Source organism: Microbacterium sp. NPDC090007 (genome assembly GCF_044748345.1).
Taxonomy (GTDB): domain Bacteria; phylum Actinomycetota; class Actinomycetes; order Actinomycetales; family Microbacteriaceae; genus Microbacterium.
Genome location: NZ_JBIVFV010000001.1, coordinates 790567 through 817190 on the forward strand (window position 1 = coordinate 790567; position 26624 = coordinate 817190).

The following is a 26624-nucleotide window of genomic DNA, read 5'->3' on the forward strand; positions in this document are numbered from 1 at the left end:
CGGGTGTCGGCGCGGTCGCTCCGGTCCCGGGCAGGTTGGGTTCGCACCGGCGCGGACGAGAAAGCGGATGCCGGGGCCGCCGGCCGCGCTGACACGCTCCCCGCGATGGCGGTGCGGGGCGGAGCGGCGGCGATCCGGGGCCGTGCGGACGTCGTCGTCCCCGCGGTGGAGAGATGCGGGGCGACTCGTGGTGCGATGACCCCTCGCCCTGCGGCCGCGAGACCGGCGCCCGTGGGGCGAGCCGCGCTCGGGCGAGACGTCACGAGGCGAGCGGCGATGGGGCGGGATGCCGCGGGGCGGGCAGCCGAGGGGCGAGCGGCAGTGGGACGGGATGCCGAGGGGCGGACGGGCGTGCGCGGGCGGCGGGTCGACAGGGGGCGACGAGTGCGGCGCGGCGCGAGGTGGTTGGCGGGCACGCTCCCATCGCGGACGGTCGCCTTCGCGGCGCTCGAGGCGAGCACGTGCGTGAACATGCCCGACCACGCGAACATCGCGGTGCACGAGATCGTCTCGAACAGAGCGAGGTTGATCGTCGCCGTGACGAACAGCACGATCGAGATGACCAGCCACACGGTCGCGATACCGGTGCTGACGGCCATGCGCTTGCCGAGGCGGTTGAACATGATCGGGGCGCTGATCAGCAGAGCGAGGAATCCGAGGACCATGGATCCGGCCACGCGGTCGTGGAGGTCTTTGTCGGTATTCAGAGGAATGCATCCGACGAGGGCGAGGTTCACTCCGACCACATTCAGGCAGATGCATGCGACGGTCGCCGCGCCGCGGCGGACCGGACCGCGGCCCAATCGTGCGACGTCCCGGCGCACGCAGAAGGCGAAGACCACGACGATCATTCCGCTGACCTTGAGCGTGCTGTTGAAGAATGCGCTCGACAGGTCACCGAAGATCCCGAGCTGGCTGAAGTGCAGGTGCCACCACAACGGGTCGCTCGTCGTCGCGATCGAAAGCAGCAGCCCGCCGACCAGCACGATCAGCGCCGCCGCGCCCACGTGCAGTGACGGGAGCGTCCGCAGTCGACGCGCGACTCCGGTGAGATTCGGCATCACGGGGAAGGCGGGGACGGCGGAGCGGAGCGCGCTGCTCATGATGGGGGATCTTTCCTTCAGACGGAACGGGGATCCCCCCTCATCGCGGGACCCTCGGCCCCCGTCGGCTCGTTCGGGTAAAAACCGAGGGAAACGTTGGTCCTTTGCCGCCCCCGGCCTTGACGGAAACCGTCAGGCCACATGGTATCGTTCGCGCCGCCTTCAAAGGAAAGGGCTTGTCCGGCAATTTCCCAGATCATATGCGCAATTCTTTGTCCCCCATTTGGGGGACAAGGCCGCTTCACTCGACCAGACGGATTCCCCATTCCCGTCGAAGGATCTCGCCGCATTCCAGCGTGTCCAGGTCGATTCCCGACGCGAAGGCGTTCGCGGGCGCCGTCATCGGCTCGATCGCCACCGCGAGCGGGTGTCCGGGGTAGCGGTCCGTCGTGAACACCTGCGCCCAGCGGAAACCCTCGTCCTGCCACAGCTCCAGACGCCGGCCATCGGGGGCGGTGAGGGTGTGCACCGCGCGGCCCGCGGCATCCCGTTCCAGGCCCCGATACCCGTTGTCGAGCGAGGTGTCGCCCAGGCGCACGCCCGCGCGCAGGTCGGTGCCCGGTCCGACGGGGACCTCGTCGACGGGGATGTTGCGCTCGTCCATCGTCAGGGTCGTCGTGCCCGTCGAACGCACGATGAGGTCGGCGGTGTCGACGCCGCCGATCTGCACGTAGGGGTGCACCCCGAGGGCCACGGGCGCCGTCCGCGCGCCGACGTTCTCGATCTCATGGGTCACCCCGATGCCGTCGTCCGCGAGGGTGTAGGTCACGCGCGTCCGCAGATGGAACGGATACCCGGTCTGCGGGACGACGTCGGCGGTGAGCACGAGGTGCTCGTCGGACTGCTCCACCGGCTGGTAGGTGCCGAAGCGCAACAGGCCGTGGCTGGCGTTGCCGAACTTCGGCTCGCTGATCGCGAGCTGGAGGTCCTCTCCGGCGAAGGAGTACCGCCCGTCGCGGATGCGGTTGGGCCACGGGACCAGAACGACACCGGATGCCGCGGGTGTGGGCACGTCGTCGCGATAGCGCGGCACCAGATCGACCCCGCCCACCGTGAGCGCGCGCAGGGCCGCGCCCACCTGGGCGATCTGGGCGGACGAGTGCGCCCCGGACAGGGTGAAGCGGATGCCGGTGGGGTCGGCGGTCATGAGCGGGCCTTTCGAATGCGGGGCGGGCGCTGCAGCCACGGCCGCAGCAGGCGGGTGACCCACGGCAGGACCGCGTAGGTCATGACGGGGGTGAGCAGAAGGGTCGTCGCGAGCACGCGCAGGACCAGCGGGACCTCCGCGAAGCCCGGCACGAAACCGAGCAGCCACGACGCGAGCAGATTCGTCGGGAAGAAGCCCACCCAGATCGTGACCGCCTGCTTCCACCGCGGGGGTGCGGGGGGCACGGGTTGCTGGATCGGCTGAGTCCCGGCATCCGTCGTCGCCGCCTCCAGAACCGACCCGTGCGGGGCGTCGAACCATCCCTCGATGCCGGTGCGGCGCTCGCTGCGCTCTTCGCGGGCGAACGGGCGCCCCGAGTCCAGCCACCAGCGGCGTTGCGAGGAGCTCTCCCACTCCTCGAGCGTGGTGATGTCGCGGAAGCGATACAGCATGTACCAGAGGTCGCTGTCCTCGCCCGCGCGCACCCACCCCGAGCCGAGGAAGCCCGGGAAGGCGGTCGCGAGGTCGGTGCCGGCCTGCATCCAGGAGGTCGCTTCGGCGGTGCGCGTCGGGTCGATGCGCCGCTCGATCGCCACCGTGATGGGGTGGGCGTCGGTGTCTGCCATGGTTCCATTTTCGTCGACGTGCCGGGTCGGGCGGCATCCCGTCCTCGGGGGATGAGAACAGGGGATGCCACGAGAACAGGCCGTTCGGGAATGTACCGGCCTGTTCTGGTCGCACCTTCCTGTTCTGGTTACTGCTGCGTGGGGCGCTGCGGGTCGACGGTGGAGCGTGCGGACGGTGTGGGGGCCGGCATGTCGTGGCGATGAGAACAGGGGATGTCACGGGAACAGGCCGTTCGAGGGCGTATCGGCCTGTTCCGGAGGTGGTCTCCTGTTCTCGTGACTGGGGGAGGGGCGTGGATGCCATTCCCAGGCGTGACCGGTAACGTAGGGCGGTCGGCTCTGGACACCGTGCGTGATGCGCGGATGGGTTTGTGAGTCCAAGGGGCCGATGGACAGGACGCGATCGCGGCCTCGACCATCACTGAAATGGCCCCCGGCCGACGGATGTCCGGGTTCTCACCGCCACGAGCGGTGTCGCTGTTTCGCGCGAACAGAACCCAGGAAGTCCCCCATGCCCAAGAACAAGAAGCCCGCCGGCGGGCGCGCCGCCAAGAACTTCGAGCCCCGCTACGGCGCTCAGACCTCTTTCCAGGACCGCAAGCGTCGCCCCGGCGCGGACACCGCCGGCAAGCCCGGCAGCAAGAGCCCCGGCCACCGCGGCTATCGCCCCGAGGCCGACGCCGCGCCCGACAAGCGTCGCTGGAGCCCGTCGGAGCGTGCCGGTCGCGACGAGGCCCGCACCATCCGCACCTCGGCCCGCGACGACCGTCCGGCCCGCTCCTTCGAGGACCGTCCGGCCCGTTCGTTCGATCGTGACGAGCGTCCCCGTCGTGACGCTGGTCAGCGTCCCGCGCGTTCGTTCGACCGCAGCGACCGTCCGGCTCGTTCGTTCGATCGTGACGAGCGTCCCCGTCGTGACGCCGGTGAGCGTCCCGCGCGTTCGTTCGACCGCAACGATCGCCCGGCTCGTTCGTTCGACCGGAGCGACCGTCCCGCGCGTTCGTTCGACCGGAGCGAGCGTCCCGCCCGTTCGTTCGACCGGAGCGAGCGTCCCGCGCGTTCGTTCGATCGCGACGATCGCCCCGCTCGTTCGTTCGACCGGAGCGAGCGTCCCGCGCGTTCGTTCGATCGTGACGAGCGTCCCCGTCGTGACGCCGGTGAGCGTCCCGCGCGTTCGTTCGACCGCAACGATCGCCCCGCCCGTTCGTTCGATCGCAACGAGCGTCCCGCCCGTTCGTTCGATCGCAACGATCGCCCCGCGCGTTCGTTCGACCGTGACGAGCGTCCCCGTCGTGACGCCGGTGACCGTCCCGCCCGTTCGTTCGACCGCAACGATCGTCCCGCGCGTTCGTTCGACCGTGACGAGCGTCCCCGTCGTGACGCCGGTGAGCGCCCCGCGCGCTCGTTCGACGACCGCCCGCGCCGTTCAGACGCCCCCAACCGCAGTGACTGGAACGCCCCCCAGCGCTCCGCCGAGCACGAGCAGCGCGTAGACGTCGTGCACGAGCGTCTGCAGGCCGAAGCGGTGGATGCCGCGACCGTGACCGGCGCCGGCTTCGCCGAGCTGGGCCTGGGCGACAACATCGTCCGTGCGCTCGCCGGCCTGGGTGCCGACAAGCCCTTCCCGATCCAGGCGGCCACCGTCGCCCCGATCCTCGAGGGCCGCGACGTCCTCGCCCGCGGTCGCACCGGCTCGGGCAAGACCATCGCCTTCGGCGCCCCGCTCGTCGAGAGCATCCTGCGCTCCCAGGCCGGTCAGCGCCGCGAGTTCGCCCGTGCCCCCAAGGCGCTGATCCTCGCCCCCACGCGCGAGCTCGCTCTGCAGATCGACCGGACGGTTCAGGCCATCGCGCGCAGCGTCGGCCTCTTCACCACGCAGATCTACGGCGGCGTGCCCCAGGCGCGCCAGGTGGGCGCGCTGAAGAAGGGCGTCGACATCATCATCGGCACTCCCGGACGCATCGAAGACCTGCTCAACCAGGGCAAGCTCGACCTCTCCCAGGTGCAGGTGGCCGTGCTCGACGAGGCCGACCACATGTGCGAGCTCGGCTTCCTCGAGCCGGTGCAGCGCATCCTGCGCGCGACCAAGAAGGGCAGCCAGAAGCTGCTGTTCTCGGCGACGCTCGACCGCGAGGTCGCCGCACTCGTCGACGAGTTCCTCGTCGAGCCCGCCGTCTACGAGGTCGCCGGTGAGGATCAGGACTCGAGCACCATCGAGCACCGCGTGCTCGTGATCGAGCACCGCGACAAGGCGCAGATCCTCGATTCGCTGGTCGATCGCGAGGGCAAGACGCTCGTCTTCGCCCGCACCCGCGCGTACGCCGAGATGCTCGCCGAGCAGTTCGACGACGCGGGCATCGCTGCGGTCGCGCTACACGGTGATCTCAACCAGCAGAAGCGCACGCGCAACCTCGAGAAGCTCACCTCGGGTCGCGTGAACGTGCTCGTGGCCACCGACGTCGCCGCCCGTGGCATCCACGTCGACGACATCGACCTGGTCATCCAGGCCGATGCTCCCGACGAATACAAGACGTACCTGCACCGCTCGGGCCGTACCGGTCGCGCGGGTCGCGCGGGCACCGTCGTCACGCTGATCACGCGTCAGCGTCGCCGTCGCATGACCGAGCTGCTCGATCGCGCTGAGATCGAGGCACCTTTCGAAGAGACCCAGCTGGGCGACGACGTGCTCGAGGAGCTGTCGGGTCGACAGCTCTCGAACGTCACGGCGTAATCCCACCCGAGAAAGCCCCCGTCCGCGTCACCGCGGGCGGGGGCTTTCGCGCGCTTCCCGACGATGCTTCCGCCGGTCACTCATCGCTCGTCGCTCGTCGCTCGTCGCCCCCCGCGTGATTTTCAACGGCGTCAAAGTGTCGTGAGACGCGTTGGGTGGTGCTATTTGGCGCCGATGAAGCGCGGGGGGAGGGAGAAGGGATGGCGCGTCGAGCGAGGCGGCGGCGGGGGAGGGGGCATTCGGTGGCGTCAAAGTGTTGTGCGACGCGTTGGGTGGTGCCATTTGGCGCCGATGAAGCGCGGGAGAGGGAGAGAGAAGGGAGGCGGCGGTGGCGGCGGGTCGGTGGCGCTGATGTGTTGCGGCGTGCGTTGAGTCGTGCGAAATGGCGCCGATGAACGGTGGCGCGTGCGGTGTCAGAAGAGCGTCGGCTCGCTCGCGGGTGCCACGCGCGGGCGAGTGGATGCCGTTCCCCCGGTGGTCCGCACGGGTCCCTGGCCGCGCGGGGCGACGACCTGCCCAGCCGAGCGGGCGGCGAGGCCCGGTTGCGGGCGGCCCCGGGGGTGGTCGTCCTCGTCCCACCCGTCGAGTCTGTGCATCCGCAGCAGTGGTTGCATCCGCCGCCCGAGCCACGTGCGGTACGCCTTGGGCGCCTGAGACGCAACGCCCGGGTAAAGCCCCCGGTACGACGACACCAGGTGCGGGTGCTCGCGTTCGAGCCACTGCAGGAACCACTGCTTCGCCCCCGGCCGCAGGTGCAGCGCCCCGTAGACGACGCGTGCGGCACCCGCGGCGCGGATGCGCGCGAGGGCGTCGTCCAGCGCGGGGATGGAGTCGGTGAGGTGGGGGAGGATCGGCATGAGGAACACCGTCACCCGGAATCCGGCCGCCGTCGCGGCGCGCACCGTCTCGAGTCGTGCCTCGGCGCTCGGTGTGCCCGGCTCGATGGCGTGCTGCAGCGCGTCGTCGAAAACCGCGATGGACATCGCCAGCGACACCCTGACGTGCTGGGCCGCTTCGGTCAGCAGGGGGAGATCGCGACGAAGGAGCGTCCCTTTGGTGAGGATCGAGAAGGGCGTCGCGTTCTCGGTGAGGGCGCCGATGATGTCGGGCATGAGCCGGTAGCGGCCCTCGGCCCGCTGGTAGGGGTCGGTGTTCGTGCCGAGCATGACGGGTTCGCGTGCCCATGAACCGCGTCGGAGTTCGGTGCGCAGCACGTCGGCGACATTGATCTTGACCACGATCTGCGAGTCGAAGTCCGCCCCGTAGTCGAGATCGAGATACTCGTGGGTCTTGCGGGCGAAGCAATAGACACATTGATGACCGCAGCCCCGATATGGATTCACCGTCCAGTCGAACGGCATGGCCGATGCACCGGGCACGCGGTTCAGCGCGCTCTTGCACAGCACCTCGTGGAACGTCATGTCGGCGAACTCGGGCGTGGTCACTGACCGCACCAGGCCGTCCATGCGTTCCAGGCCGGGCAGCGCCGCCGCGTCGTCGACGCCCAACTGCTGTCCCTGCCATCTCATGCCGATAGTCGAACACATGTTCTACTCGGATGCAAGCGCGTTGGCCTCACCTTCGAAGGCCGGCCGTTCACCCGGTCGCCGGGGGCAGATTCACCCGGCGGGGGTCGACCCGGGCGGGCGCGCGGGAGAGAATGGGTCGAGTGACGTCCCCCGATCCCGAGCTCTCGCCCCGCCGCGCCGCGCGCGCCGAGGCCGAGCGTCTCGCGACGGCGGCGCTCTCTCTGCCGGTCGCACCGCCGGCACCCGCCGAACCCACGACGCGCCGACAGCTGCGCGAAGCCGCGACGGGCGCGATCGCCGTGTCGCCCGGCGTCGGACGAGCGCCGCTGCCGGCATCCGGTGACCCTCGCCCCGGCGTCCTCGAACGCCTGCGCGCCGCCGGCGCGACCCTGGCGTCCCTGCCCGCGCGTCGTCGTCGCCGGCTCGCGATCGCCGCCGGGTCCGCGACCGCGATCCTCATCGGTTCCGCTCTCGTCATCGGCACGGTGGCCGGATCCGGGGCGGATGCCACGGCATCCGCCACCGTCGACGATTCCGCCCTGACCGCCGCCGTCGCCGCAGGGCCCCCCGCCGTCCCCGACGCGGGGCTGCCCGTGCCCGAGGTGTCGGCCGTCGCCGCCACCGCGACCCCGTGCGACGACCCCGCGTTCGCCGCGGCCCTCGCGGCCGGGGACGACGCGGCGGCCCTCGCGGCCGCAGGCGGGGGGAGCGCGTTCCGTGCGGCGGTGGCATCCGGAATCGCCCCGTGCGTCTCGTTGAGCGACCCGAACCGCGAGTGGGTCGTGGTGAACAAGCAGCGCCCGCTCGACCCGCTCGACTACCGTGCGGGCGACCTGGTCATGCCGCAGAACGTCCGCGCTCTCGAAGACTCGGCCCTGCGCGCGGCGGCGGCGAACGCTCTGACCGCGATGGTGAAGGCGGCGTCCGACGCGGGGGCGGGTGAGATCGGCTACCTCAGTGCGTTCCGCTCCTACACCACGCAACAGTCCACGTACGCCGGCCGCGTCGCGGTCGGTGGAGTCGCCGAGGCCGACCGCGAGAGCGCCCGCCCGGGGTTCAGCGAGCACCAGTCGGGTCTGGCCGTCGACATCGTGCCCTGCGACGGCTCCTGCGGAACTCTTGACGACGTCGCGGCTTCGCCCCAGGGAGCGTGGGTGCGCGAGCACGCGTGGGAGTTCGGCTTCATCACGCGGTACGCCGAGGGGCGCGAGAGCGTCAGCGGCTACGAACCCGAGGCCTGGCATCAGCGCTACATCGGTCCCGAACTGGCGCGCGCGTATCACGAGGGCGGCTACACGACCCTCGAGGAGTTCTTCGGCCTTCCGGCGGCCCCGACCTACTGAGCGGCACGCTCGACGGCCGAGGCGCCGAGGCGCTAGATTCGAGTCCCTCCTCCGCCCGAACGGAAGACCTCGTGACCGGACTGTCCCGTCGTCAGTTCCTCCACGTCGCCGCTGCCGCCGCCGCCGCGACGGGGATCGGACTCGACACGCTCGCGGCCGCATCCGCGCGCGCCGCCACCGCGCCCGGAGCCCTCGCCGCCGGCATCCCCACCACCCTGCAGCAGACCATCCGTCAGGGGAGCCTCGTCTCAGGGCGCTACCGCGCGCTGACGACCGGACCGGGCGAGCCGTACCTGCCCCGCACCGACGTGCTGCGGCGGGCACCGTCGGCCGCCCGCACCGCAGCCCGGCGGTCGCTGCTGTACCTCGGCCACCTCTCCGACCTGCACGTGATCGAGGCGCAGTCGCCGGCGCGCATCGAACCCATGATCGTGCAGGACCATTCGGCGTGGGGCTCGGCCTTCCACCCGCAGGACCCGCTCAGTCCGCACGCGACCGCGGCGATGGTGCAGGGGTTCTCGGACGCGCGGTACAGCCCGCTCACCGGAGCCCCGATGAGCGCGGCGATCGTCACAGGCGACAGCGCCGACATGCACTCCCACCTCGAGCTGCGCTGGTACATCGACCTGATGGACGGCCTGGCCGTCGACCCCGCCACCGGCGGACCGGAATGGCAGGGGGTGCAGGCCTGGAGCGAGGCGACCTGGGCGTATCGTCCGGGCGATCCGCGCGGCGGCGCTTTCGGCGACTACGGCTTTCCCCGACTGCCCGACCTGCTCGCGCAGGCGATCGCCGCGAAGGTCGAGTCGGTGGGCCTGCCAGCCCCCTGGTATGCGGTGTACGGCAATCACGACACACTGCTGCTCGGCACCTTCGACATCAGCCCGCAGCTGCGCGCCCTGGCCGTCGGCGGGCGCAAGTCGTATTCGGTGGATGCCACGGCTGCCACCGCCCTCGAGGGGTGGGCATCGAGCACGAGCGTGTTGTCGCAGGCGCTCGCGGCGCTGGGGCTGGCATCCGGAAGTCCCGGGTTCCGGCAGGTGCCGGCGAACGAGGAACGCTACCTGTTCGAGCAGCGCGAATTCATGGCCGAACACTTCCGCACCCAGCCGACCCCGGGGCCGATCGGCCACGGCTTCACCGCGCAGAACCTCGCGTCGGGCGAGACGTGGTGGCAGGCCGACCTCAGCCCTCGCGTCCGCGCGTTCGGGCTCGACACCTGCAACGCGGTCGCCGGTCCCGACGGCGCGGTGCCCGAGTCGCAGATGCGGTGGCTGCGGGCGCAGCTCGAGATCGCCCAGCGCGACCAGGTGCTCGCGCTGATCTTCAGCCACCACAACAGCCTCACGCTCGAGAACCGGGCGACACGACCGGGGGCCGACGAAAAGCTGTACGGGGCCGAGGAGTTCATCGCGTTGCTGCAGGAGTTCCCGGTGGTGGTGGGGTGGCTCAACGGCCATACCCACCTGAATCAGATCCTGGCCCACACCACCGACACCGGCGGGTTCTGGGAGATCACGACCGCGTCGTGCATCGACTTCCCCCAGCAGCAGCAGGTCGTCGAGCTCGTCGACAACCGGGACGGCACGCTATCGCTGTTCACGACGGTGCTGGACCACTCGTCGCCGGCGGTGCCCGGCTCGTCGGGCTCGATCGCCGACCTCGCCAGCCGCAGTCGCGAACTCGCCGCGAACGACTGGGCCGAGACGCCCCTGATGCGCCGCGGCTCGCCGCTGGACCGCAACACCGAACTGCTGCTGCCCGCGCCCTTCGACTTGTCGGTCATCTCGGACGCGCAGCTCGAGGCGCAGCACGTCACCGAGCGGGCGCGGCTGCTCGCCTACGAGAAGGAGCGCGGGCTGTGAGGCGCCTCCTGTCGATCGCGCCGTTGATGGCGGTGGCCGTCTTGGCCGGGTGCTCGCAGATCGCCGCGATCGCCCCGGTCGGCGGCAACCACCTGACCGAGGTGCGCTTCGCGACGATCGACGTGCTGCAGGAGCAGGGCATCGCCCTGCAGGACGTTCCCACCTGCACACGCGGCGATGACGGCTCGGTCGCCTGCACGGGAACCACGAGCACGGGCGATGACGTCGCGGCCTCCTCTCCGGGATCGGACCCCGACCGCGTCACGGTGACCGTGTCGTCAAAGGTGGTCTTCGACGGCAGCGTCAGCGAGGTCATCGACCGCGCGGCCGGAGTCGCCTCGTGAGGCGCACCGCGGCCGCCGCGGGGGTCGTGCTCGTCCACGCCCTCGTGCAGGCGCTGTTGGTGCTCCCCGGGCTCACTCCCGCGATGGGGGTCGGGTTCGTCGCGCTCGCGGCCGCGTCGGCGATGGCGCTCGTCGCGTTCTCGGCCACGACGCTCGTGCTGGTCGGGACGCCGGGGGCCCGGCGCCCCCGGATCGTCCGCGCCCTCGCCGCGGTGATCGTCGCCCTCGTGGTCGTCGGCGCCCTGACGGTGCTGTCGCCTCTCGCCGGGGCGGTCGGCCTGCTCGTGGCATTCGTCGTCGCCTCGCCGGCGGGTGGTGCGGATGCCGGTGCACTCGACGGTCCGCGCAGCTTCCGGCGGCATCCGTTCCGGGCCGTCCTGCTGCTCGTCGCGGCCGCGCTGACGATCGTCGTCGCGGTGGTCGCGGCGCTCGTGCTCGGCCTCTTCCTCACGGGGGCGTTCGGGGCGTTCGTAACGTGGGTCGTCGCGGGGGTCTTCGTGGTGCTGACGGCGCGCGGGTGGGCGCGGCTGGCGGTGCGGACGCGCGGCTGACGCGGCCGTCGGACCGGCTCTGCGCCAGACCGAGTTCAAGAAATGCGTTTGCGATGAATTCGCCCTGAGCTATGTTTGACCAACGCGCGCCACCGATGTCGCGCAGATCGCTCAATTCATCCCCCCGTTTGGAGCGCACCATGGGTCGAACCCTGCGTTCGGTCGCGGCCATTTCTCTGGCCGGACTGTTCACCGTCGCCGGCGGCACCGCCGTCCAGGCTGCCGAAGTGGGCGAGGGGGTGACCCCACCCACACCCATCGAATCCGCCACCGGTCGTTACATCGTCGTGCTCGACGAGGCGCCCGTCGCCACCTACGGCGGCGGGGAAGCCGGCCTCGAGGCCACGAAGTCCGACGACGCGAACCTCGACACCGGCACCCCCGAGGTCCGTCGCTATTCGGCCTTCCTCGAGCAGCGCCAGCAGGACGTCGCCGACGAAGCGGGCGTCAGCCCCGACTACCAGTACACGATCGCGGTCAACGGCTTCAGCGCCACGATGGATCCCAACCAGGCCGCCAAGCTCGCCGCAACCGAGGGCGTGCAGAAGGTCGTCCCCGACGAGATCCGCCGCCCCGCGGCCGTCCCGTCCACCGAGTTCCTCGGCCTCGAGGGCGACAACGGCGTATGGAACCAGGTCGGCGGCATCGACGCAGCCGGCGCGGGCGTCGTGGTCGGTGTCGTCGACACCGGCATCGCGCCGGAGAACCCCGCCTTCGCGGGCGAGCAGCTGGGCACCGCCGCCGGTTCCGAGCCGTACCTCGACGGCAACGACGTCGTGTACCGCAAGGGCGACGGCACCGACTTCCGCTCCCCGCGCGTCGCCGAGGGCAACGGCTGGTCGCTCTCGGACTACTCCACCAAGCTCATCGGCGCCCGCTACTTCGGCGAGGGTGCGGCGGCCACCGGCTTCACCTTCGAGGCCGACTACCTCTCTCCCCGCGACGGTGACGCCCACGGTTCGCACACGGCGAGCACGGCGGCCGGCAACAACGGCGTCGAGGCCGACGTCGAGGGCATCGACTTCGGCGCGATCTCGGGCGTCGCCCCCGCCGCCAAGGTTTCGGCGTACAAGGCGTGCTGGGCCGGCCCCGACCCCCTCGTGACCACCGACGACGTCTGCGCGCTCAGCGACCTGCTCGGCGCGATCAACGCGGCGGTCGACGACGGCGTGGACGTCATCAACTACTCCATCGGCGGCGGTGCCGCCACGAGCACCCTCGCGATCGAGGACCAGGCGTTCTTCAACGCCGCCGCCGCGGGCGTGTTCGTCGCGGTGTCGGCGGGCAATTCCGGTCCCGGCGCCTCCACGGCCGACCACGCCTCACCGTGGTACACCACGGTCGCCGCCTCCACGATCCCGACCTACGAGGGCACGGTGACGCTGCCCGACGGGTTCCAGGCCGCCGGCGCCTCGGTCTCGGTGCCCGCGGGCCAGGAGGTCACGGCGCCCGTCGTCTACGCGGGAGACATCGCGTTATCCGGAACCGATCCGGCCAACGCAGCCCTGTGCCTGCTCGGCTCGCTCGACCCGGTGCAGGCCGCCGGCAAGATCGTCGTGTGCGACCGTGGGCAGAACGCCCGCGTCGAGAAGTCGCAGGCCGTCAAGGACGCCGGGGGCGTGGGCATGATCCTCGTCAACGTCACGCCCGCCTCGGTCGACAACGACTTCCACTCCGTGCCGACCGTGCACATCGACGCGCGCTACCGCGACGCCCTGCTCGCCTACGTGCGGGGGACGGCGGATGCCACGGCCACCCTCGTGGGCGAGAACGTCACGGGTGAGACCACCCCGACGCCGCAGGTCGCCGGCTTCTCGAGCCGCGGACCGATGCTCGCGGACGGCAGCGACATCCTCAAGCCCGACGTGTCGGCGCCCGGTGTCGCGATCCTCGCGGCCGCGGCCAACGCCCCCGGTGCCACCCCGACGTTCGAGTTCCTCTCGGGCACGTCGATGTCGTCGCCGCACGTCGCCGGTCTCGCCGCCCTCTACCTGGGCGAGCGTCCCCTGGCCACCCCGGCCGAGGTGAAGTCGGCGATGATGACCACCGCCTACGACACCGTCGACGTCGAGGGTGCCCCCGCGCAGGATCCCTTCGCCCAGGGCGCCGGTCACGTCGACCCGACGAAGTATTTCGACCCGGGTCTGCTGTACCTCAACGGCCCGTCCGACTGGGCGGCGTTCCTGCAGGGCAAGGGCCTCGAGGACTTCGGCGTCGAGCCCATCGACGGCAGCGACCTCAACCTCGCCTCCATCTCGATCGGCTCCCTCGCCAAGCCCCAGACCGTCACCCGCTCGGTGACCTCGACCGAAGCCGGGACGTTCACGGCATCCATCGACGTCCCCGGTGTGGATGCCGTCGTCGAACCGTCCACGTTGGAGTTCGGCGCCGCGGGTGAGACGAAGTCCTTCACGGTCACCTTCTCGCGCACGACCGCTCCGGCCGAGCAGTGGACGAGCGGGTTCCTCACCTGGACGAGCGGCGACACGCAGGTGCGCTCGCCCATCGCGCTGCGTCCCGCGACCGCCGAGGCTCCGGCCGAGGTGTCGGGCACGGGCCTGTCGGGTTCGACCAGCGTCGAGGTCCTGCCCGGTGTGGGCGGCGAGCTGCCGCTGACGCTGTCGGGCCTGGCCGCGCAGACGCTGCTGAGCGACCCCGACAACCCGGTCGAGGGCCACACCGGTGACCAGGACTCCGGCGACGCCGACGGCTACGTGCGGTGGACGGTCGAGGTGCCCGAGGGGACGACCCTCTCGCGCTTCACGCTCGACTCGTCCGACGACACCGGCAGCGACCTCGACCTGTTCGTGTCGCGCGTCGTCAGCCCCGACGACCTGCGGTACTACGAGCGCTTCACCTCGGCGACGGCCTCGGCCGACGAGCAGGTGTCGCTGTCGAACCCGACCCCGGGTACGTACCTGATCGAGGCGAACCTGTACGCGGTCACCGGACCCTTCACCTGGGACATGACGTACGTCAACGTCACCCCCGGAGGCGACGGGCAGCTCACGGCGACGCCGAACCCCCTGCCGGTCGAGCAGGGCGTGGCGACCTCGTACGAGCTGTCGTGGCAGGGACTCGCGGCCGACACCCGCTACCTCGGCGTCGTGCAGTACGGCGACTCCGACGTGCAGACGGTGCTCACCGTCGACTCGGGTGAGGCGGCTCCGGTCGCCGTCGAGGCCCCGACGGTGTCGGGGACGGCGAAGGTCGGACGCACGCTCACCGCCACCCCCGGAACGTGGGACCCGGCCGACGTCACGACCGCCTACCAGTGGCTGCGCGACGGCCAGCCGATCGACGGCGCCACCGGGGCGACCTATCGCGTGCAGCGCGCCGACCAGGGCACCACCCTTAGCGTCCGCGTGACCGCGACCGACCCGGCCACCGGGCTCACCGGCACGGCCGACAGCAACGGGGCCGCCGTCGTGGTCTCGTCGCGGATCTCGGTCACCCCGAGCCCGCGCGTCGGCGCGGCCGGCGAGCCGTTCACCCTCACGGTGACGGTCAAGCCGACCAGCGGTCCCGCTGCGCAGGGCGAGGTCACGGTCACGGTCGCAGGCGCGGACTACGTCGCCACCCTGCAGAACGGCACGGCCACCCTCACCGTCGACCCGCAGACCCGCGGCGTGCAGCGGGTGACGGCGGTCTACGCCGGTAGTGCCACGGTCGAGGGCTCGCGCACGAGCACCTCGATCTACGTCAGGCGCTGATCATCGGGATGACGCGGCGTCCGGGCTTCGGCTCGGGCGCCGCGTCGTCGTGCGGGCCTAACGCCGCGTGCGCGGTGTGAGTCGAACCCCCGGCAGCGGCGGCGCCGGGATGCGCTCGGGTCCGTGGTCGATCACGGTGCCGAACCGCGCGCTCCGCGCCTCCCAGGCCTCCCGCGCCTCGACGATTTCGTCGTGCGAGCGGCCGACGAAGTTCCACCACATCACGATGTCCGCCTCGAACGGTTCGCCGCCCAGCAGGAACACGCGGGCACCCTCGTCGCTGCGCAGCTCGAGGTGGTCGCGTCCCGTGCCCACGTACACCAGACGGGTGTGATCGACGGATGCCGTCGGCCCGGCCTCGGACGCGGAGGTCGGGCGCCTCGCGGCGTCGGCGTCGACGGCATCCATCCCCGTTTCGACCACCGCGGCACCGGTCATGCCGTAGACGGCATATTCCCACGCGGGATGCAGGGGGATGCGGACCTTCACGCCCGCGGGCAGGCGGAGCTCGGCTCCGACGATCGGCGTGTGCACGGTCGCGGGGGAGCGCACCCCGCCCAGGTCGCCCATCACGACGACCGCGTCGGCGCCGTCGCCCAGGTCGAGGATCGGGAGATCCTCGTGCCGTTCGAACGCGGGGGCTCCGTGGCGTCGGTCCTCGGGCAGGGCCACCCACAACTGCAGGGCATCCAGGGGGATGGGCCCCTCGCCGACCGAGTACTCGGAATGCGAGATCCCCGCGCCGCTGGTCATGAGGTTCAGAGCGCCCGGACGTACCACGACGTCGCTGCCCACGGCATCCCGGTGGCGGACCTCGCCGACGATCGGCCAGGTCACCGTCTGCAGACCGATGTGCGGGTGCGGTTCGACGCGCATCAGGGTGTCCTGCGGTCCGAACCGGTCGAGGAAGCACCACGCCCCGACCATCGGCAGCGACCGGTGGGGGAGCGTCCGGTGCACCTCCATGCCGCGCACGCCGCCCAGCGGCACGTCGCGTGCAGCGACGACGAGCGCGCGAGGTCCGTCGCAGCCGAGGGGACCCTCGGATGCCGGGGGAGCGACGTCGAGGCGGGTCACGACGACTGGTCGGCGCCCTCGGGCCACTCGACCGAGAGGCCGTCGACGTCGTGCTCGCCGAGGTAGTGCGCCACGAACGGGCACGAGGGGATGACGGTGTCGCCGCGACGGGCGAGGTCGGACAGCGCCTCGCTCGCGAGTTTCGAGCCGAGGCCCTTGCCCTTGAACGCCGGGTCGATCTCGGTGTGCGGCAGGTCGACGCGATCGCCCTCGGGAGCGAACTCGAGGAAGCCGCCGAGCTCGTCTCCCACGTGGATCTCGTATCGGCCCGCGTCGTCGTTGCGGGTCACGGTCAGGTCGTCGGCCATGGGGGTCTCCTGTCGTCGGTGATGACAGCAACGTATGCGCTGGCATGGATGTTCCGCGACGGGTGGACAGGAGGGGGCTTGTTCTTGTGCGCTCGCGTCAGACGGCTCTCAGGCGACGGTGGACAGCAGCTGGACGAGCTGCTCGCCGGTCCTCGTCAGCGAGCTGACCGCCGAGGAGATAACCGCGACGGCGATCACGACGAAGAGGGGCAGTTCGCGCCACCGGCGCTCCAGCGCTGTCATGACGACGACGGCGATCGCGGTGAGCATGGCGATCGTCTGCCCGGCGACCCCCGCGAAGGCCTGACGCAATGCTGATTCCTCGGTCACCGTGTTGTAGCTGGTGAAGATCAGCCCCAGGGCGAACGGGATGAGAATCACGCCCGCGATGAGGATCAGCGCACGGCTGGGGCGGCGACGCGGCTTCAGCGCTGCGGTCTCTTCGATCTGCTGCGTGGCCGACATTCCTCGACGGTAGCGCGTGAGGAGGTGCCCGTACAGCTTTCGCTGAGGACGGAGGACGGCGAGAACGGCGCACTATTTGCGTATGCACGTAGATAAGCAGTCATGCGGACTCGGTCCCGACTCGGAGTACGTCGAACTCGCGGTCGAGGTCTTCGCGATGCTCGCGGAGGCCACGCGCGTGCGCATCATCCTCGCGCTGCGCAACGCGGGGGAGATGAGCGTGAACCACCTCGCCGAGGCCGTCGACAAGAGCGCGGCCGGGGTGTCGCAGCACCTCGCGAAGCTGCGCATGGCTCGAATGGTCTCCACGCGCCGCGAGGGGACCACCGTCTACTACCGACTGACGGATGAGCACGCATCGGACCTGGTCATCGACGCGGTGAAGCAGGCCGAGCACGTCCTGGGACAGCAGCCGCGCCCCCACATCGAACAGGCGTCGATATGAGCGAGAGTGCGGGCCCGCGGGCTCACGCGCACGCGCACGGGCACGAGCACGAGCACGACGGCAGTGGCCACGGCCACGCCCGTGGCGACCTCGCCGACCACGCCCACGGCGCCCACGGCGCCCACGCGGACCACGCCCACGGCGGGCACGGACATGGCGACCACGGCCATGACCACGCGCATCCGCACGGAGGCGTGAAGGGCTTTCTCTACGACCTGTTCGTGCCGCACACGCATGACTCGGCGGACTCGATCGACGACGCGATGGAGGCGAGCACCGCCGGCATCCGGGCCCTCAAGATCAGCCTCGTCATCCTGCTGGCGACGACCGTGCTGCAGGCGGTCGTCGTCGCCTTCACGGGTTCGATCGCACTCCTGGCCGACACGATCCACAACTTCGCGGACGCCCTCTCCGCGGTGCCGCTGTGGATCGCGTTCGTCCTCGGTCGACGGGCGGCGAACCGTCGGTACACCTACGGGTACGGTCGAGCCGAAGATCTGGCGGGCATGTTCATCGTCTTCGTCGTCGCCCTCTCGGCCGTCGTGGCGGGGTGGCAGGCCATCGACCGGTTCATCACCCCGCGGCCCGTCGAGTACCCGTGGCTTCTGATCGCCGCCGGCCTGATCGGTTTCGCCGGCAATGAGGCGGTGGCGATCTACCGCATCCGGGTCGGCCGCAAGATCGGCTCCGCGGCTCTCGTCGCCGACGGCGTGCACGCGCGACTCGACGGGTTCACGTCTCTCTCGGTCGTCCTGGGTGCGATCGGCGTCCTGCTCGGGTTCCCGCTCGCCGACCCGATCATCGGTCTGCTCATCTCGGTGTCGATCATGGTCCTGCTGTGGGGGACGGTGAAGTCGATCGGCGCGCGTCTCATGGATGCCATCGACCCCGCTCTGCTCGACAGGACCGAGCGCGCGCTCGCGCAGACCACCGGAGTCGTCGTCGTTCGCGATGTCCGGCTGCGGTGGGTCGGCCACCGTTTGACCGGCTCGGCCACCGTCGAGGTGGACGTGGCCGACCTGCGCACCGCCGAAGAGGTTGCCGACCACGCGGCATCCCACGTGCACGCGGCGATCCGCAACGTCGACGGTTTCGCGGTCGCTCCCACCTCGTCGAGCGGCCGGGCGGTCGTCTGACGGGGTCGGTCTCGGTGCGAGCCGTTCGGACTTCCTCACCGACGCGCGTCCATCAAGATGAGACGATCTGCGTCATCGGCGGCATGTAGGGGTGAGCGCCCCGTGTGTCGGCGCCGTGGAGGGATCAACCGTGCGTGCCAGCGATGAAGAAGTGACAGCGAGCGATCCCGCGATCCATCTGGATGACGCATCGGCGGCGCGTCTCGCTCAAGAGGCATGGGATCGGGCTTCGTCGCCCGCCCCGAGGAGATCGCGGAGATACGGCTGGCGTGTCCTGGTTCCCGCGGCATTCGCTGCTGTCGCGGTCACCACGGGGGCCGCGCTCGCGGTGCCCGTCTGGTTGGGTATGGGTGGCGAGCGCGTGGACCCGGACGTCGTGATTCCCATCCGCTATACGACATCGACGGGTGTGGACGTCTCCTGCTCGTGGGCCGTTCACGTCGGGGATGCGGAGAGGTCACCGATCGAAGAACGGGTCGCCGAGGCACTCCGAGAGACGTCATGGGACGGAGTCGGTCAGGACATCTACGACCAAGCGATCGAGAATCCGCGAACACCAGAACCCGGAGAAACTGGGGCTGTCGATACCCAGGAGGCTCGTGACGCGATCTCCTTCAAGGTGGCGATCCTGCCCGTGGTCGAGCGACGACTGCCCGCCGAGCTGCATGGCGCGGCATCGCAGTGGGGCAGCACGGATACGTGCACGGGTCCCTTTCGGTGAGTACGGGGATGACGGCCGAGGAGTGGGCCGCAACTGTCGTGGACGCGAACGGCCCCGACCTGTTGCGCTACTTCATCCGCCGGGATGCCACCGAGCACCACGACCTGCTCAGCGAGACGTTCGTCGTGATCTGGAGACGGCGGGAGCATCTGCCGCGCGAGGCTGTCGCGGCGCGGATGTGGAGCTTCGGGGTCGCACGCAACGTTCTGCATCACCACCACCGTCGACGACGGAAGCTGGACGTGACGGTCGAAAGCGTGTCTCTCGATTCTGAGCACGTGTCGTCCAACGACCCGGCAGATGTGACGGAGCTCGTCGAACGCCGCACCGCCATTCGCTCAGCCCTCGGCAACCTGTCCGAGAGAGACCGAGAGTTGATCATTCTGGTGCACTGGGACGGTTTCTCTCTCGTAGATGCGGCAGCATTACTCAAGATCAATCCGTCCACCGCGCGAACGCGTTACGGACGAGCGAAGGAACGTCTCGCGATCGAACTTGCCTCCCACAACCCCATCGCCCCCAGCGACTGAGGCAGGTCCGCAGAGGGTCCCCGCGTCGTCGTAGTGCCCCTCGCTACGCTGGCCGGATGTCGCCGCCGCCCACCGATCGACTCCGATTCCGCGAGATGCGCGGCGACGACCTCGACGCGATGGCCGTTCTTCTCGGTGACCCCGCGGTGATGGCGTTCTACCCCGCGCCGAAGAGCCGCGACGACGCGGACCGATGGATCCGCTGGAACGAGGCCAACTACGCCGAACACGGGTTCGGTCTCTGGATCATCGAGACCCGCGTCGGCGAGTTCGTCGGCGACTGCGGGCTCACGTGGCAGGCCGTCAACGGCGTGCGCAGGCTCGAGGTCGGCTACCACGTCGTCCCGCTCCACCAGGGCCGGGGGCTGGCGACCGAGGCCGCTGTCGCCTGCCGCGACTTCGCCCGCGACCACGCCATCAGCGACGAACTGGTCGCGATCACTCACCCAGACAATGTCGCCTCGCAACGGGTCGCCGCGAACCTCGGCATGCGGCGCATCGCCGATGACTTCGGCGGCGGTGCCGTGCGTCATGTCTTCGGTATGCCGCTCTGACGGCGCCGCCCAGCTTGCACGCCGCTCGTCGCACCGTTCGCGCCGCTCATCGCACGACCGAGGGACGCCACCCCGACGGGGGTCGGCATCCCTCTAATGTTCGGCGAGTCCGCAGAGCCGCGAACAGGAGACCCCATGAGCGCTTCCGTCGACGACGACGTCGTCACCGACCCGAACCTTCCGCCCGTCGCGGTACCGCCCGACAAGCTCGAGAGCCGCTGGACCCCGGCGAAGATCGCCCTGTGGATCGGCATCGCCCTGCTCGGCGGTCTCGGCTGGACGATGCTCGCCATCGTGCGCGGCGAGACGGTGAACGCGATCTGGTTCGTGTTCGCGGCCGTCTGCACCTATCTGATCGGCTATCGCTTCTACTCGAAGGTGATCGAGCGCTACATCACGCGGCCGGACGACCGCCGCGCCACCCCCGCCGAGCGCAAGGCCGATGGCAAGGACTTCGTGCCCACCGACCGTCGCGTGCTCTACGGCCACCACTTCGCGGCCATCGCCGGTGCGGGCCCCCTCGTGGGCCCGGTGCTCGCCGCGCAGATGGGGTATCTGCCCGGCACGATCTGGATCATCGTCGGCGTGATCCTCGCCGGCGCGGTGCAGGACTACCTCGTGCTGTTCTTCTCGATGCGCCGCGGTGGCCGCACCATCGGCCAGATGGCGCGCGACGAGCTCGGAAAGATCGGTGGCACCGCGGCGATCCTCGCGAGCCTGCTCATCATGCTGATCATCGTCGCGATCCTCGCCCTGGTCGTCGTGAACGCGCTCGGCGAGAGCCCGTGGGGCGTCTTCAGCGTGTCGATGACCATCCCGATCGCCCTGTTCATGGGCCTGTACCTGCGCTACATCCGTCCAGGCCGTATCACCGAGATCTCGATCATCGGGTTCGTGCTGCTCATCGGCGCGATCGTGGCGGGCGGCTGGGTCGCCTCGACCGAGTGGGGCTACGCGGCCTTCCACCTCGACCGCTCGGTCATCGCGTGGGGGATCATCATCTACGGCTTCGTCGCCGCGGTCCTTCCCGTGTGGCTGCTCCTCGCTCCGCGCGACTACCTGTCGACATTCATGAAGGTCGGCGTGATCGTCATGCTCGCGGGGGCGATTGTGCTGGTGCGCCCCGAGATCTCGGTGCCGGCGTTCAGCGAGTTCGCCGGCGGCCAGACCGGCCCGGTGTTCAGCGGCCCGATCTTCCCGTTCCTGTTCGTCACCATCGCCTGCGGTGCGCTGAGCGGGTTCCACGCCCTCATCGCCTCGGGAACGACGCCCAAGCTCGTCGAGAAGGAGCGCCAGACCCGCTTCATCGGGTACGGCGGCATGCTCATGGAATCGTTCGTCGCGATCATGGCCCTCGTGGCGGCGCTGTCGATCGATCGCGGCATCTACTTCGCGATGAACTCCTCGCCCGCGGCGACACTCGGCACCGTTGAAGGCGCCGTGGCCTTCGTGAACGGGCTGGGGCTCGCGGGCGTCAACCTGACGCCCGACATGCTCACCTCCACCGCGGCGGCGGTCGGCGAGAGCTCGATCGTCTCGCGCACCGGCGGCGCCCCGACCCTGGCGCTGGGACTCGCGCACATCATGCAGCAGGCCCTGGGCGGTCAGGCGATGATGGCGTTCTGGTACCACTTCGCCATCATGTTCGAGGCCCTGTTCATCCTGACGGCAGTGGATGCCGGCACCCGCGTGGCCCGGTTCATGCTCCAGGATTCGATCGGCACCGTCATCCCGAAGTTCAAGGACCTGTCGTGGCGGCCCGGCGTCTGGATCTGCACGGCGGTGATGGTCGCCGGCTGGGGATCGATCCTCATCCTCGGTGTGACCGACCCGCTGGGCGGCATCAACACCTTCTTCCCGCTGTTCGGCATCGCCAACCAGCTGCTGGCCGCGATCGCGCTCGCCGTGGTGCTGGCCATCGTCGCCAAGCGCGGCCGGTCCTACTTCCGGTGGCTGTGGATCGTCGCGCTGCCGTTGGCCTTCGCCGCGGTGGTGACGATCACGGCATCCATGTACAAGATCTTCTCGCCGGTGCCGGCGGTCGGATACTGGGCGAACCACTTCGCGTTCCGCGGGGCGCTGGCCGAGGGCAAGACCGAGTTCGGTACGGCCAAGAGCGTCGCGGCGATGGAAGCGGTCGTGCGCAACACCTTCGTGCAGGGCGTGCTGTCGGTGATCTTCGTGTCGCTGGCGATCATCGTGATCGTCATGGCCGTGATCGTGACCGTCAAGGCCCTGCGCGCCGGAGGGGGCGACAACCTCGAGGACGCGCCCGTGCCCTCGCGCCGGTTCGCGGCGGCGGGCTTCGTCGCCACCACGGAGGAGCGTGCCATCGAGAAGCAGTGGCAGAGCCTCCCCGCCGATCACCCCGACCGGCCGACCGCGTCGTCGCACCACTGAGGACCCCGAGATGACTCACGCGAATGCCACGGCCCCCGGCGCGGACGACGACAGCGGCCAGACGCTGCGGTGCCGTCTCGCGCGGGCGGGCCGTGGCATCCGGTGGTACGTGACGACCCTCATGGGCGATCGCGCGTACGACGTCTACGTCGCGCATCTGCGCGCCCATCACCCCGCGGCGACGCCGCTGACCGAACGGCAATTCTGGCGACAGCGCTCCGATGAGCAGGACCGCAATCCCGGCGCGCGCTGCTGCTGAGTAGGCTTCCAGGATGCTCGACGCACCGGTGCTCGCGGGCGCCGTCGGCGTGATCGTCGGGGCGGCCCTGACGCTCGCCCTCGTGCTCGCGCGCCGGTACGCGCTGGGCTCGCGTGACCTGGGCAGCGACGCCGACCGGGCCACCCACCGGACGCTCCACGTCGCGGCGGCCGCGGCCGCGGCGCTGCGCGGGGGCCGCGACGAGCCCGACGCGGCGCGCGCGGCCCGGCACCTGCGCGTGCTGCTCGGCGCCGAGGCGGTCGCCATCGTCGAGACGGCGACCGATCGCGTCGCCCTCGACGGCCCCGCGGCGCTCGAGGCCTCGGCGCGTCGCGTCGCCGCCCGCGTGTACGACTCGGCGCGCCGTCAAGTGTTCTCGGAGCACGACAGCGCCGCGGTGGGTGCTCCGATCGTGGTCGACGGGAGGGTGTGGGGTGCGGTCGTCGCCTTCGCCGACGAAGCCCGTGCGCCCCTCGTGCGGGCGACCGGGGACGTCGCCGACTGGTGCGCCGCGCAGATCGAGCTCGCGGGCCTGGACGCCTCGCGCGCCGCGTTGGCCGAGGCGGAGTTGAAGGCGTTGCGCGCCCAAATCAGCCCGCACTTCATCTACAACGCGCTCACGGCGATCGCCTCGTTCATCTCGACCGATCCGCCCCGAGCGCGCGATCTGGTGCTCGAGTTCGCCGATTTCACGCGCTACTCGTTCCGGCGGCAGGGCGAGTTCACCACGCTGGCCGAAGAGCTGCGCAGCATCCACTCCTACCTCGAACTCGAACGCGCGCGCTTCGGCGACCGCCTCACGGTGCGTCTGCGCATCGCACCCGAGACGCTCGCGACCGTCATCCCGTTCCTGTCGGTGCAGCCCCTCATCGAGAATGCCGTGCGTCACGGTTTGGAGCCCGGGGAGCGCGGGGGAGTGCTGACGGTGTCGTCGGTCGACGCCGGTACGCACACCGAGGTCATCGTCGACGACGACGGGGTGGGCATGGACCCTGACGAGCTGGCGGCCCTGCTCGATCTCGACGCGCCCTCGTCGCACGTGGGGTTGCGCAACGTCGACGCGCGCCTGCGGCAGCTCTACGGTCCCGCCGGAGGTCTCGTCGTCGAGACGAACATCGGCGCGGGCACCTCGGTGCGCCTGCGCGTGCCCAAGTCGCAGCCGCAGCACGAGACGGTGCGCGCGTGAGCGTCATCGTGCTCGTCGCCGACGACGAGGCACCCGCCCGCGCCGAGCTCGCGACGCTGCTCTCGGCCGATCCGCGGGTCGACACGGTCTGCACGGCCGCCGGTGGGGCCGAGGCGCTGCGGATCCTCGAGGGTGGTGGCGTCGCCGTGGCCTTCCTCGACATCCACATGCCGGGGCTGGATGGCTTCGATCTCGCGCGGGCTCTCGCGGGTCTGCGCGCGCGCCCCGCGGTGGTCTTCGTGACCGCCGACGATGCGGGAGCCGTGCAGGCGTTCGACCTCGAGGCGGTCGACTACGTCCTCAAGCCCGTCCGGGCGGAGCGGCTGTCGCGGGCGCTCGGCCGCGCCCTCTCCTCACCCGCCGATGCCGAGGCGCCGGGCGACGAGACGATCCCCGTGACCGTGGGTGCGACGACGCGCCTCGTGCGCCGGTCCGAGGTGCGATGGGTGCAGGCCAATGGCGATTACTCGCGCCTGTACACCGCGTCGGGGGACCACCTGGTGCGGGCGACCCTGTCGGACCTGGCCGACCGCTGGGCCGACGCGGGATTCGTGCGCGTGCACCGTTCGTACCTGGTGCATCGCGAGGCGGTCGTCGAGGTACGCCTCGCCGGGTCGGCGCCCACGGTCGTCCTGCCCGAGATCGAGCTGCCGGTCAGTCGTCGCCTCGTGTCCGCCGTGCGCGAGGCGCTGCTGCGATGACCCGCGCCGGGGCGGTCGGCCGCGTTCGCGGAGGAGGGATGCCATGACCCCTGATCCGCGTCCCCCGCAACGCGTGCGGGTCACGGCATCCACCGCGGGGCGGGTCCCACGACCGGCGACCCGGGGGTTCGCCCTGCCCGGGCGCGTCGCCGACGAGGCCGAGGCGGTCTTTTCGCGCGGGCTGGTGCGCGCGCAGCTCCGCTTGGCTCTCGGGTGCGTGTCGTCGTTCGTCGTGGTCGCGGTGGTGCTCACCGGGATCATCGCGGCCCTGCCGACCCTGGGCGATCCGGTCCTGTGGTCTGTACCCCTGTCGTGGTTGCTGCACGCGTACGGGTTCTACCCCGTCATCCTCGTCTTCGCGCTCATCTACGTCCGGGCCGCGGCCCGTAACGAGCGCCGTTACCGTCAGCTCGCCGAGCCGGGGCCGGCTTCATGAACCCCGTCTTCGATCTGGCGGCGGTCGGCGCGCTCGTCGTGATCACCGCGGTGCTGGGCTTCGCCGGCATCCGCACCTCGCGCACGCGCAGCGACTTCTTCGTCGCCTCGCGCAGCGTCGGAAGCGTCTGGAACGCGTCGGCCATCAGCGGCGAGTACCTGTCGGCCGGGACCTTCCTGGGCCTCGCCGGTCTGGTGCTGCTCTCGGGGGCCGAGGGATTCTGGTTCCCGATCGGCTATGCCGCGGGGTACCTGCTCGTGCTGCTGTTCGTCGCGGCGCCACTGCGGCGCAGCGGGGCGTACACCATCCCTGATTTCGTCGAGGCGCGGTTGGAGTCGCGGGCCGTCCGGCGGGTGACGAGCGTCGTCGTGCTCGTCATCGGGTGGCTGTACATCGTGCCGCAGCTGCACGGCGCGTCTCTCGCCCTCGGCGTGGTCGCCGACGTCCCGCCGTGGGTGGGCGGGGTCGTGGTCGCCGTCCTCGTCGCGGGGATCGTCGCCGCGGGAGGCATGCGCGCCATCACGGCCGTGCAGGCCTTCCAGTACTGGCTCAAGCTCACGGCGCTGCTCGTGCCGGCGGTGTTCCTGCTCATCGCGCTGGCCGGCGACGGGACCGCGATCGATCCGGCACGGGTCTTCCCGGTCGAGAGCGGGCCCGGCGCCCTCGACGCGTATGCGACGGGGTCGCTGCTGCTCGCGCTGCTGCTCGGCACGATCGGCCTGCCGCACGTGTTGGTGCGCTTCTACACGAGTCCGGACGGGGCGTCGGCGCGGCGTACGACCGTGGCCGTGATCGTGCTGATCGGGGCGTTCTACGCCGTCTCGTCGACCATGGGGCTCATCGCCCGCGTGGTGGCCCCCGACCTCGCCGCTCCCGGGGTCGCCGACACCGTCGTGCTCGCCCTGCCGTCGCGTCTGTTCCCCGGGCTGACCGGTCAGCTGCTGACCGCCCTGCTCGTCGCCGGCGCGTTCGCCGCATTCTTGGCGACCTCGTCGGGGATCATCGTGTCGCTCGCGGGGGTGGTGAGTCAGGACGTGTTCGGCGGCGGGGTGCGGTCGTTCCGCCTATCGGCGGTGCTGTGCACGGCCGTGCCGCTGGTCATCGCGCTGCTGACACAACCCGCGGGCCTGGTGTCGAGCGTGGGGCTCGTTTTCGTCTTCGCGGCGTCGACGCTGTCGCCGGTGCTGCTGCTGGGCGTGTGGTGGACTCGGCTGACCGCGCGCGGGGCGGTGGCGGGCATGGTCGTCGGGGCGGTGTCGTGCGGAGCGGCGCTGGTGGCCGGGGCCGCGCTGCGCGATACGGCAGGCGGGGCCGTGTTCTTCGCGCAGCCCGCCGCGTGGACCATCCCCCTGACGACCGCGGTGATCGTCCTGGTGTCGCTGGCCGACCGCGGCGGTGTGCCGTTGCGCGTCGACCGGTACCTGGCGCGGCTGCACACGCCCGACGTCTGACGG

23 protein-coding genes and 1 pseudogene are annotated in these 26624 nt (G+C 70.7%); 17 read left to right on the top strand and 7 right to left on the bottom strand.

Translation table 11 applies throughout. The features are described 5' to 3' along the window. Nucleotides 1-476: 476 nt before the first annotated feature. From ACIPVB_RS03725 to ACIPVB_RS03735, 3 genes and pseudogenes are all read right to left on the bottom strand, one after another. Nucleotides 477-1103 (bottom strand): annotated as a pseudogene (locus tag ACIPVB_RS03725) (DUF998 domain-containing protein); the annotation flags it as partial. Nucleotides 1104-1344: 241 nt separating this feature from the next. Next, nucleotides 1345-2250 carry an aldose 1-epimerase family protein gene (locus ACIPVB_RS03730; RefSeq protein WP_400367091.1) on the bottom strand — a complete coding sequence of 302 codons (906 nt, stop codon included), beginning with the start codon at nt 2248-2250 and terminating at the stop codon, nt 1345-1347. After that, nucleotides 2247-2876 (bottom strand): antibiotic biosynthesis monooxygenase, encoded by a 630-nt coding sequence (locus tag ACIPVB_RS03735; protein ID WP_400367093.1) that lies wholly within the window; start codon nt 2874-2876, stop codon nt 2247-2249. Before ACIPVB_RS03735 ends, ACIPVB_RS03730 begins: the two co-directional genes overlap by 4 nt. A gap of 511 nt (nt 2877-3387) precedes the next feature. On the opposite strand from ACIPVB_RS03735, the gene ACIPVB_RS03740 reads away from it, so the two are divergent. Then, the gene (locus ACIPVB_RS03740) at nt 3388-5607 is read left to right on the top strand and encodes a DEAD/DEAH box helicase (protein ID WP_400367094.1); all 2220 of its coding nucleotides are present in this window, start codon (nt 3388-3390) and stop codon (nt 5605-5607) included. A 413-nt stretch (nt 5608-6020) separates the two neighbouring features. On the opposite strand, the gene ACIPVB_RS03745 is transcribed toward ACIPVB_RS03740, so the two are convergent. Then, nucleotides 6021-7136: an Rv2578c family radical SAM protein gene (locus tag ACIPVB_RS03745; protein ID WP_400367096.1), complete on the bottom strand. Its 1116-nt coding sequence runs from the start codon at nt 7134-7136 to the stop codon at nt 6021-6023. A gap of 140 nt (nt 7137-7276) precedes the next feature. Between ACIPVB_RS03745 and ACIPVB_RS03750 the strand changes: the two genes are divergently transcribed. The 5 genes from ACIPVB_RS03750 to ACIPVB_RS03770 all read left to right on the top strand — a co-directional run bounded on the left by ACIPVB_RS03750 (nt 7277) and on the right by ACIPVB_RS03770 (nt 14952). Continuing rightward, a complete protein-coding gene (locus ACIPVB_RS03750; RefSeq protein ID WP_400367098.1) occupies nt 7277-8479 on the top strand; it encodes a M15 family metallopeptidase in 1203 nt (400 codons plus the stop codon). 71 nt (nt 8480-8550) lie between these two features. Then, nucleotides 8551-10344, top strand: a complete 1794-nt coding sequence (locus ACIPVB_RS03755) for a TIGR03767 family metallophosphoesterase (RefSeq protein WP_400367100.1) — start codon at nt 8551-8553, stop codon at nt 10342-10344. After that, nucleotides 10341-10688, top strand: a complete 348-nt coding sequence (locus tag ACIPVB_RS03760; protein ID WP_400367102.1) for a hypothetical protein — start codon at nt 10341-10343, stop codon at nt 10686-10688. The genes ACIPVB_RS03755 and ACIPVB_RS03760 overlap by 4 nt, the downstream gene beginning before the upstream one ends. Further along, nucleotides 10685-11239 carry a hypothetical protein gene (locus ACIPVB_RS03765; RefSeq protein ID WP_400367104.1) on the top strand — a complete coding sequence of 185 codons (555 nt, stop codon included), beginning with the start codon at nt 10685-10687 and terminating at the stop codon, nt 11237-11239. The genes ACIPVB_RS03760 and ACIPVB_RS03765 overlap by 4 nt, the downstream gene beginning before the upstream one ends. Before the next feature lie 140 nt (nt 11240-11379). Beyond that, nucleotides 11380-14952 carry a S8 family serine peptidase gene (locus ACIPVB_RS03770; protein ID WP_400367106.1) on the top strand — a complete coding sequence of 1191 codons (3573 nt, stop codon included), beginning with the start codon at nt 11380-11382 and terminating at the stop codon, nt 14950-14952. 57 nt (nt 14953-15009) lie between these two features. Here the strand turns inward: ACIPVB_RS03770 and ACIPVB_RS03775 are convergent, their stop codons facing one another. The 3 genes from ACIPVB_RS03775 to ACIPVB_RS03785 all read right to left on the bottom strand — a co-directional run bounded on the left by ACIPVB_RS03775 (nt 15010) and on the right by ACIPVB_RS03785 (nt 16802). Beyond that, the gene (locus tag ACIPVB_RS03775) at nt 15010-16029 is read right to left on the bottom strand and encodes a pirin family protein (RefSeq protein ID WP_400367108.1); all 1020 of its coding nucleotides are present in this window, start codon (nt 16027-16029) and stop codon (nt 15010-15012) included. Beyond that, a complete protein-coding gene (locus ACIPVB_RS03780; protein ID WP_400367110.1) occupies nt 16026-16337 on the bottom strand; it encodes a GNAT family N-acetyltransferase in 312 nt (103 codons plus the stop codon). The genes ACIPVB_RS03775 and ACIPVB_RS03780 overlap by 4 nt, the downstream gene beginning before the upstream one ends. Before the next feature lie 108 nt (nt 16338-16445). After that, entirely contained in the window at nt 16446-16802 is a 357-nt protein-coding gene (locus ACIPVB_RS03785) for a hypothetical protein (protein WP_400367111.1), read from the bottom strand. A gap of 82 nt (nt 16803-16884) precedes the next feature. Here ACIPVB_RS03785 and ACIPVB_RS03790 point away from each other — a divergent pair, with 82 nt between their 5' ends. The 11 genes from ACIPVB_RS03790 (at nt 16885) to ACIPVB_RS03840 (ending at nt 26621) form a co-directional block, all read left to right on the top strand. Further along, the gene (locus ACIPVB_RS03790) at nt 16885-17247 is read left to right on the top strand and encodes an ArsR/SmtB family transcription factor (RefSeq protein WP_400367113.1); all 363 of its coding nucleotides are present in this window, start codon (nt 16885-16887) and stop codon (nt 17245-17247) included. After that, a complete protein-coding gene (locus ACIPVB_RS03795; protein WP_400367115.1) occupies nt 17244-18383 on the top strand; it encodes a cation diffusion facilitator family transporter in 1140 nt (379 codons plus the stop codon). Before ACIPVB_RS03790 ends, ACIPVB_RS03795 begins: the two co-directional genes overlap by 4 nt. Nucleotides 18384-18513: 130 nt before the next feature. Continuing rightward, nucleotides 18514-19104, top strand: coding sequence for a hypothetical protein (locus tag ACIPVB_RS03800; RefSeq protein WP_400367116.1), 591 nt, complete (start codon nt 18514-18516; stop codon nt 19102-19104). An 8-nt stretch (nt 19105-19112) separates the two neighbouring features. Further along, complete coding sequence (locus ACIPVB_RS03805; protein ID WP_400367117.1) at nt 19113-19634, top strand: RNA polymerase sigma factor; 522 nt, start codon at nt 19113-19115, stop codon at nt 19632-19634. 56 nt (nt 19635-19690) lie between these two features. Continuing rightward, complete coding sequence (locus tag ACIPVB_RS03810) at nt 19691-20188, top strand: GNAT family N-acetyltransferase (RefSeq protein ID WP_400367119.1); 498 nt, start codon at nt 19691-19693, stop codon at nt 20186-20188. 135 nt (nt 20189-20323) lie between these two features. Further along, nucleotides 20324-22588, top strand: coding sequence for a carbon starvation CstA family protein (locus ACIPVB_RS03815; RefSeq protein ID WP_400367121.1), 2265 nt, complete (start codon nt 20324-20326; stop codon nt 22586-22588). 10 nt (nt 22589-22598) lie between these two features. Continuing rightward, complete coding sequence (locus ACIPVB_RS03820; protein WP_400367123.1) at nt 22599-22847, top strand: YbdD/YjiX family protein; 249 nt, start codon at nt 22599-22601, stop codon at nt 22845-22847. Between the two features lie 13 nt (nt 22848-22860). Further along, nucleotides 22861-24033 carry a sensor histidine kinase gene (locus ACIPVB_RS03825; protein WP_108318264.1) on the top strand — a complete coding sequence of 391 codons (1173 nt, stop codon included), beginning with the start codon at nt 22861-22863 and terminating at the stop codon, nt 24031-24033. After that, nucleotides 24030-24734, top strand: a complete 705-nt coding sequence (locus ACIPVB_RS03830; RefSeq protein ID WP_400367125.1) for a LytR/AlgR family response regulator transcription factor — start codon at nt 24030-24032, stop codon at nt 24732-24734. Before ACIPVB_RS03825 ends, ACIPVB_RS03830 begins: the two co-directional genes overlap by 4 nt. A gap of 43 nt (nt 24735-24777) precedes the next feature. Further along, nucleotides 24778-25170 carry a heavy metal transporter gene (locus tag ACIPVB_RS03835; protein ID WP_400367127.1) on the top strand — a complete coding sequence of 131 codons (393 nt, stop codon included), beginning with the start codon at nt 24778-24780 and terminating at the stop codon, nt 25168-25170. Further along, entirely contained in the window at nt 25167-26621 is a 1455-nt protein-coding gene (locus tag ACIPVB_RS03840; protein WP_400367129.1) for a cation acetate symporter, read from the top strand. Before ACIPVB_RS03835 ends, ACIPVB_RS03840 begins: the two co-directional genes overlap by 4 nt. The last annotated feature ends 3 nt before the right edge of the window (nt 26622-26624 follow it).

What these genes read in the sequence shown, in the direction of transcription:
- ACIPVB_RS03730 (WP_400367091.1), bottom strand. Translation starts at nt 2,250, where the DNA reads ATGACCGCCGACCCCACCGGCATCCGCTTCACCCTGTCCGGGGCGCAC.
- ACIPVB_RS03735 (WP_400367093.1), bottom strand. Translation starts at nt 2,876, where the DNA reads ATGGCAGACACCGACGCCCACCCCATCACGGTGGCGATCGAGCGGCGC.
- ACIPVB_RS03740 (WP_400367094.1), top strand. Translation starts at nt 3,388, where the DNA reads ATGCCCAAGAACAAGAAGCCCGCCGGCGGGCGCGCCGCCAAGAACTTC.
- ACIPVB_RS03745 (WP_400367096.1), bottom strand. Translation starts at nt 7,136, where the DNA reads ATGAGATGGCAGGGACAGCAGTTGGGCGTCGACGACGCGGCGGCGCTG.
- ACIPVB_RS03770 (WP_400367106.1), top strand. Translation starts at nt 11,380, where the DNA reads ATGGGTCGAACCCTGCGTTCGGTCGCGGCCATTTCTCTGGCCGGACTG.
- ACIPVB_RS03780 (WP_400367110.1), bottom strand. Translation starts at nt 16,337, where the DNA reads ATGGCCGACGACCTGACCGTGACCCGCAACGACGACGCGGGCCGATAC.
- ACIPVB_RS03785 (WP_400367111.1), bottom strand. Translation starts at nt 16,802, where the DNA reads ATGTCGGCCACGCAGCAGATCGAAGAGACCGCAGCGCTGAAGCCGCGT.
- ACIPVB_RS03790 (WP_400367113.1), top strand. Translation starts at nt 16,885, where the DNA reads ATGCACGTAGATAAGCAGTCATGCGGACTCGGTCCCGACTCGGAGTAC.
- ACIPVB_RS03795 (WP_400367115.1), top strand. Translation starts at nt 17,244, where the DNA reads ATGAGCGAGAGTGCGGGCCCGCGGGCTCACGCGCACGCGCACGGGCAC.
- ACIPVB_RS03805 (WP_400367117.1), top strand. Translation starts at nt 19,113, where the DNA reads ATGACGGCCGAGGAGTGGGCCGCAACTGTCGTGGACGCGAACGGCCCC.
- ACIPVB_RS03810 (WP_400367119.1), top strand. Translation starts at nt 19,691, where the DNA reads ATGTCGCCGCCGCCCACCGATCGACTCCGATTCCGCGAGATGCGCGGC.
- ACIPVB_RS03815 (WP_400367121.1), top strand. Translation starts at nt 20,324, where the DNA reads ATGAGCGCTTCCGTCGACGACGACGTCGTCACCGACCCGAACCTTCCG.
- ACIPVB_RS03820 (WP_400367123.1), top strand. Translation starts at nt 22,599, where the DNA reads ATGACTCACGCGAATGCCACGGCCCCCGGCGCGGACGACGACAGCGGC.
- ACIPVB_RS03825 (WP_108318264.1), top strand. Translation starts at nt 22,861, where the DNA reads ATGCTCGACGCACCGGTGCTCGCGGGCGCCGTCGGCGTGATCGTCGGG.
- ACIPVB_RS03835 (WP_400367127.1), top strand. Translation starts at nt 24,778, where the DNA reads ATGACCCCTGATCCGCGTCCCCCGCAACGCGTGCGGGTCACGGCATCC.
- ACIPVB_RS03840 (WP_400367129.1), top strand. Translation starts at nt 25,167, where the DNA reads ATGAACCCCGTCTTCGATCTGGCGGCGGTCGGCGCGCTCGTCGTGATC.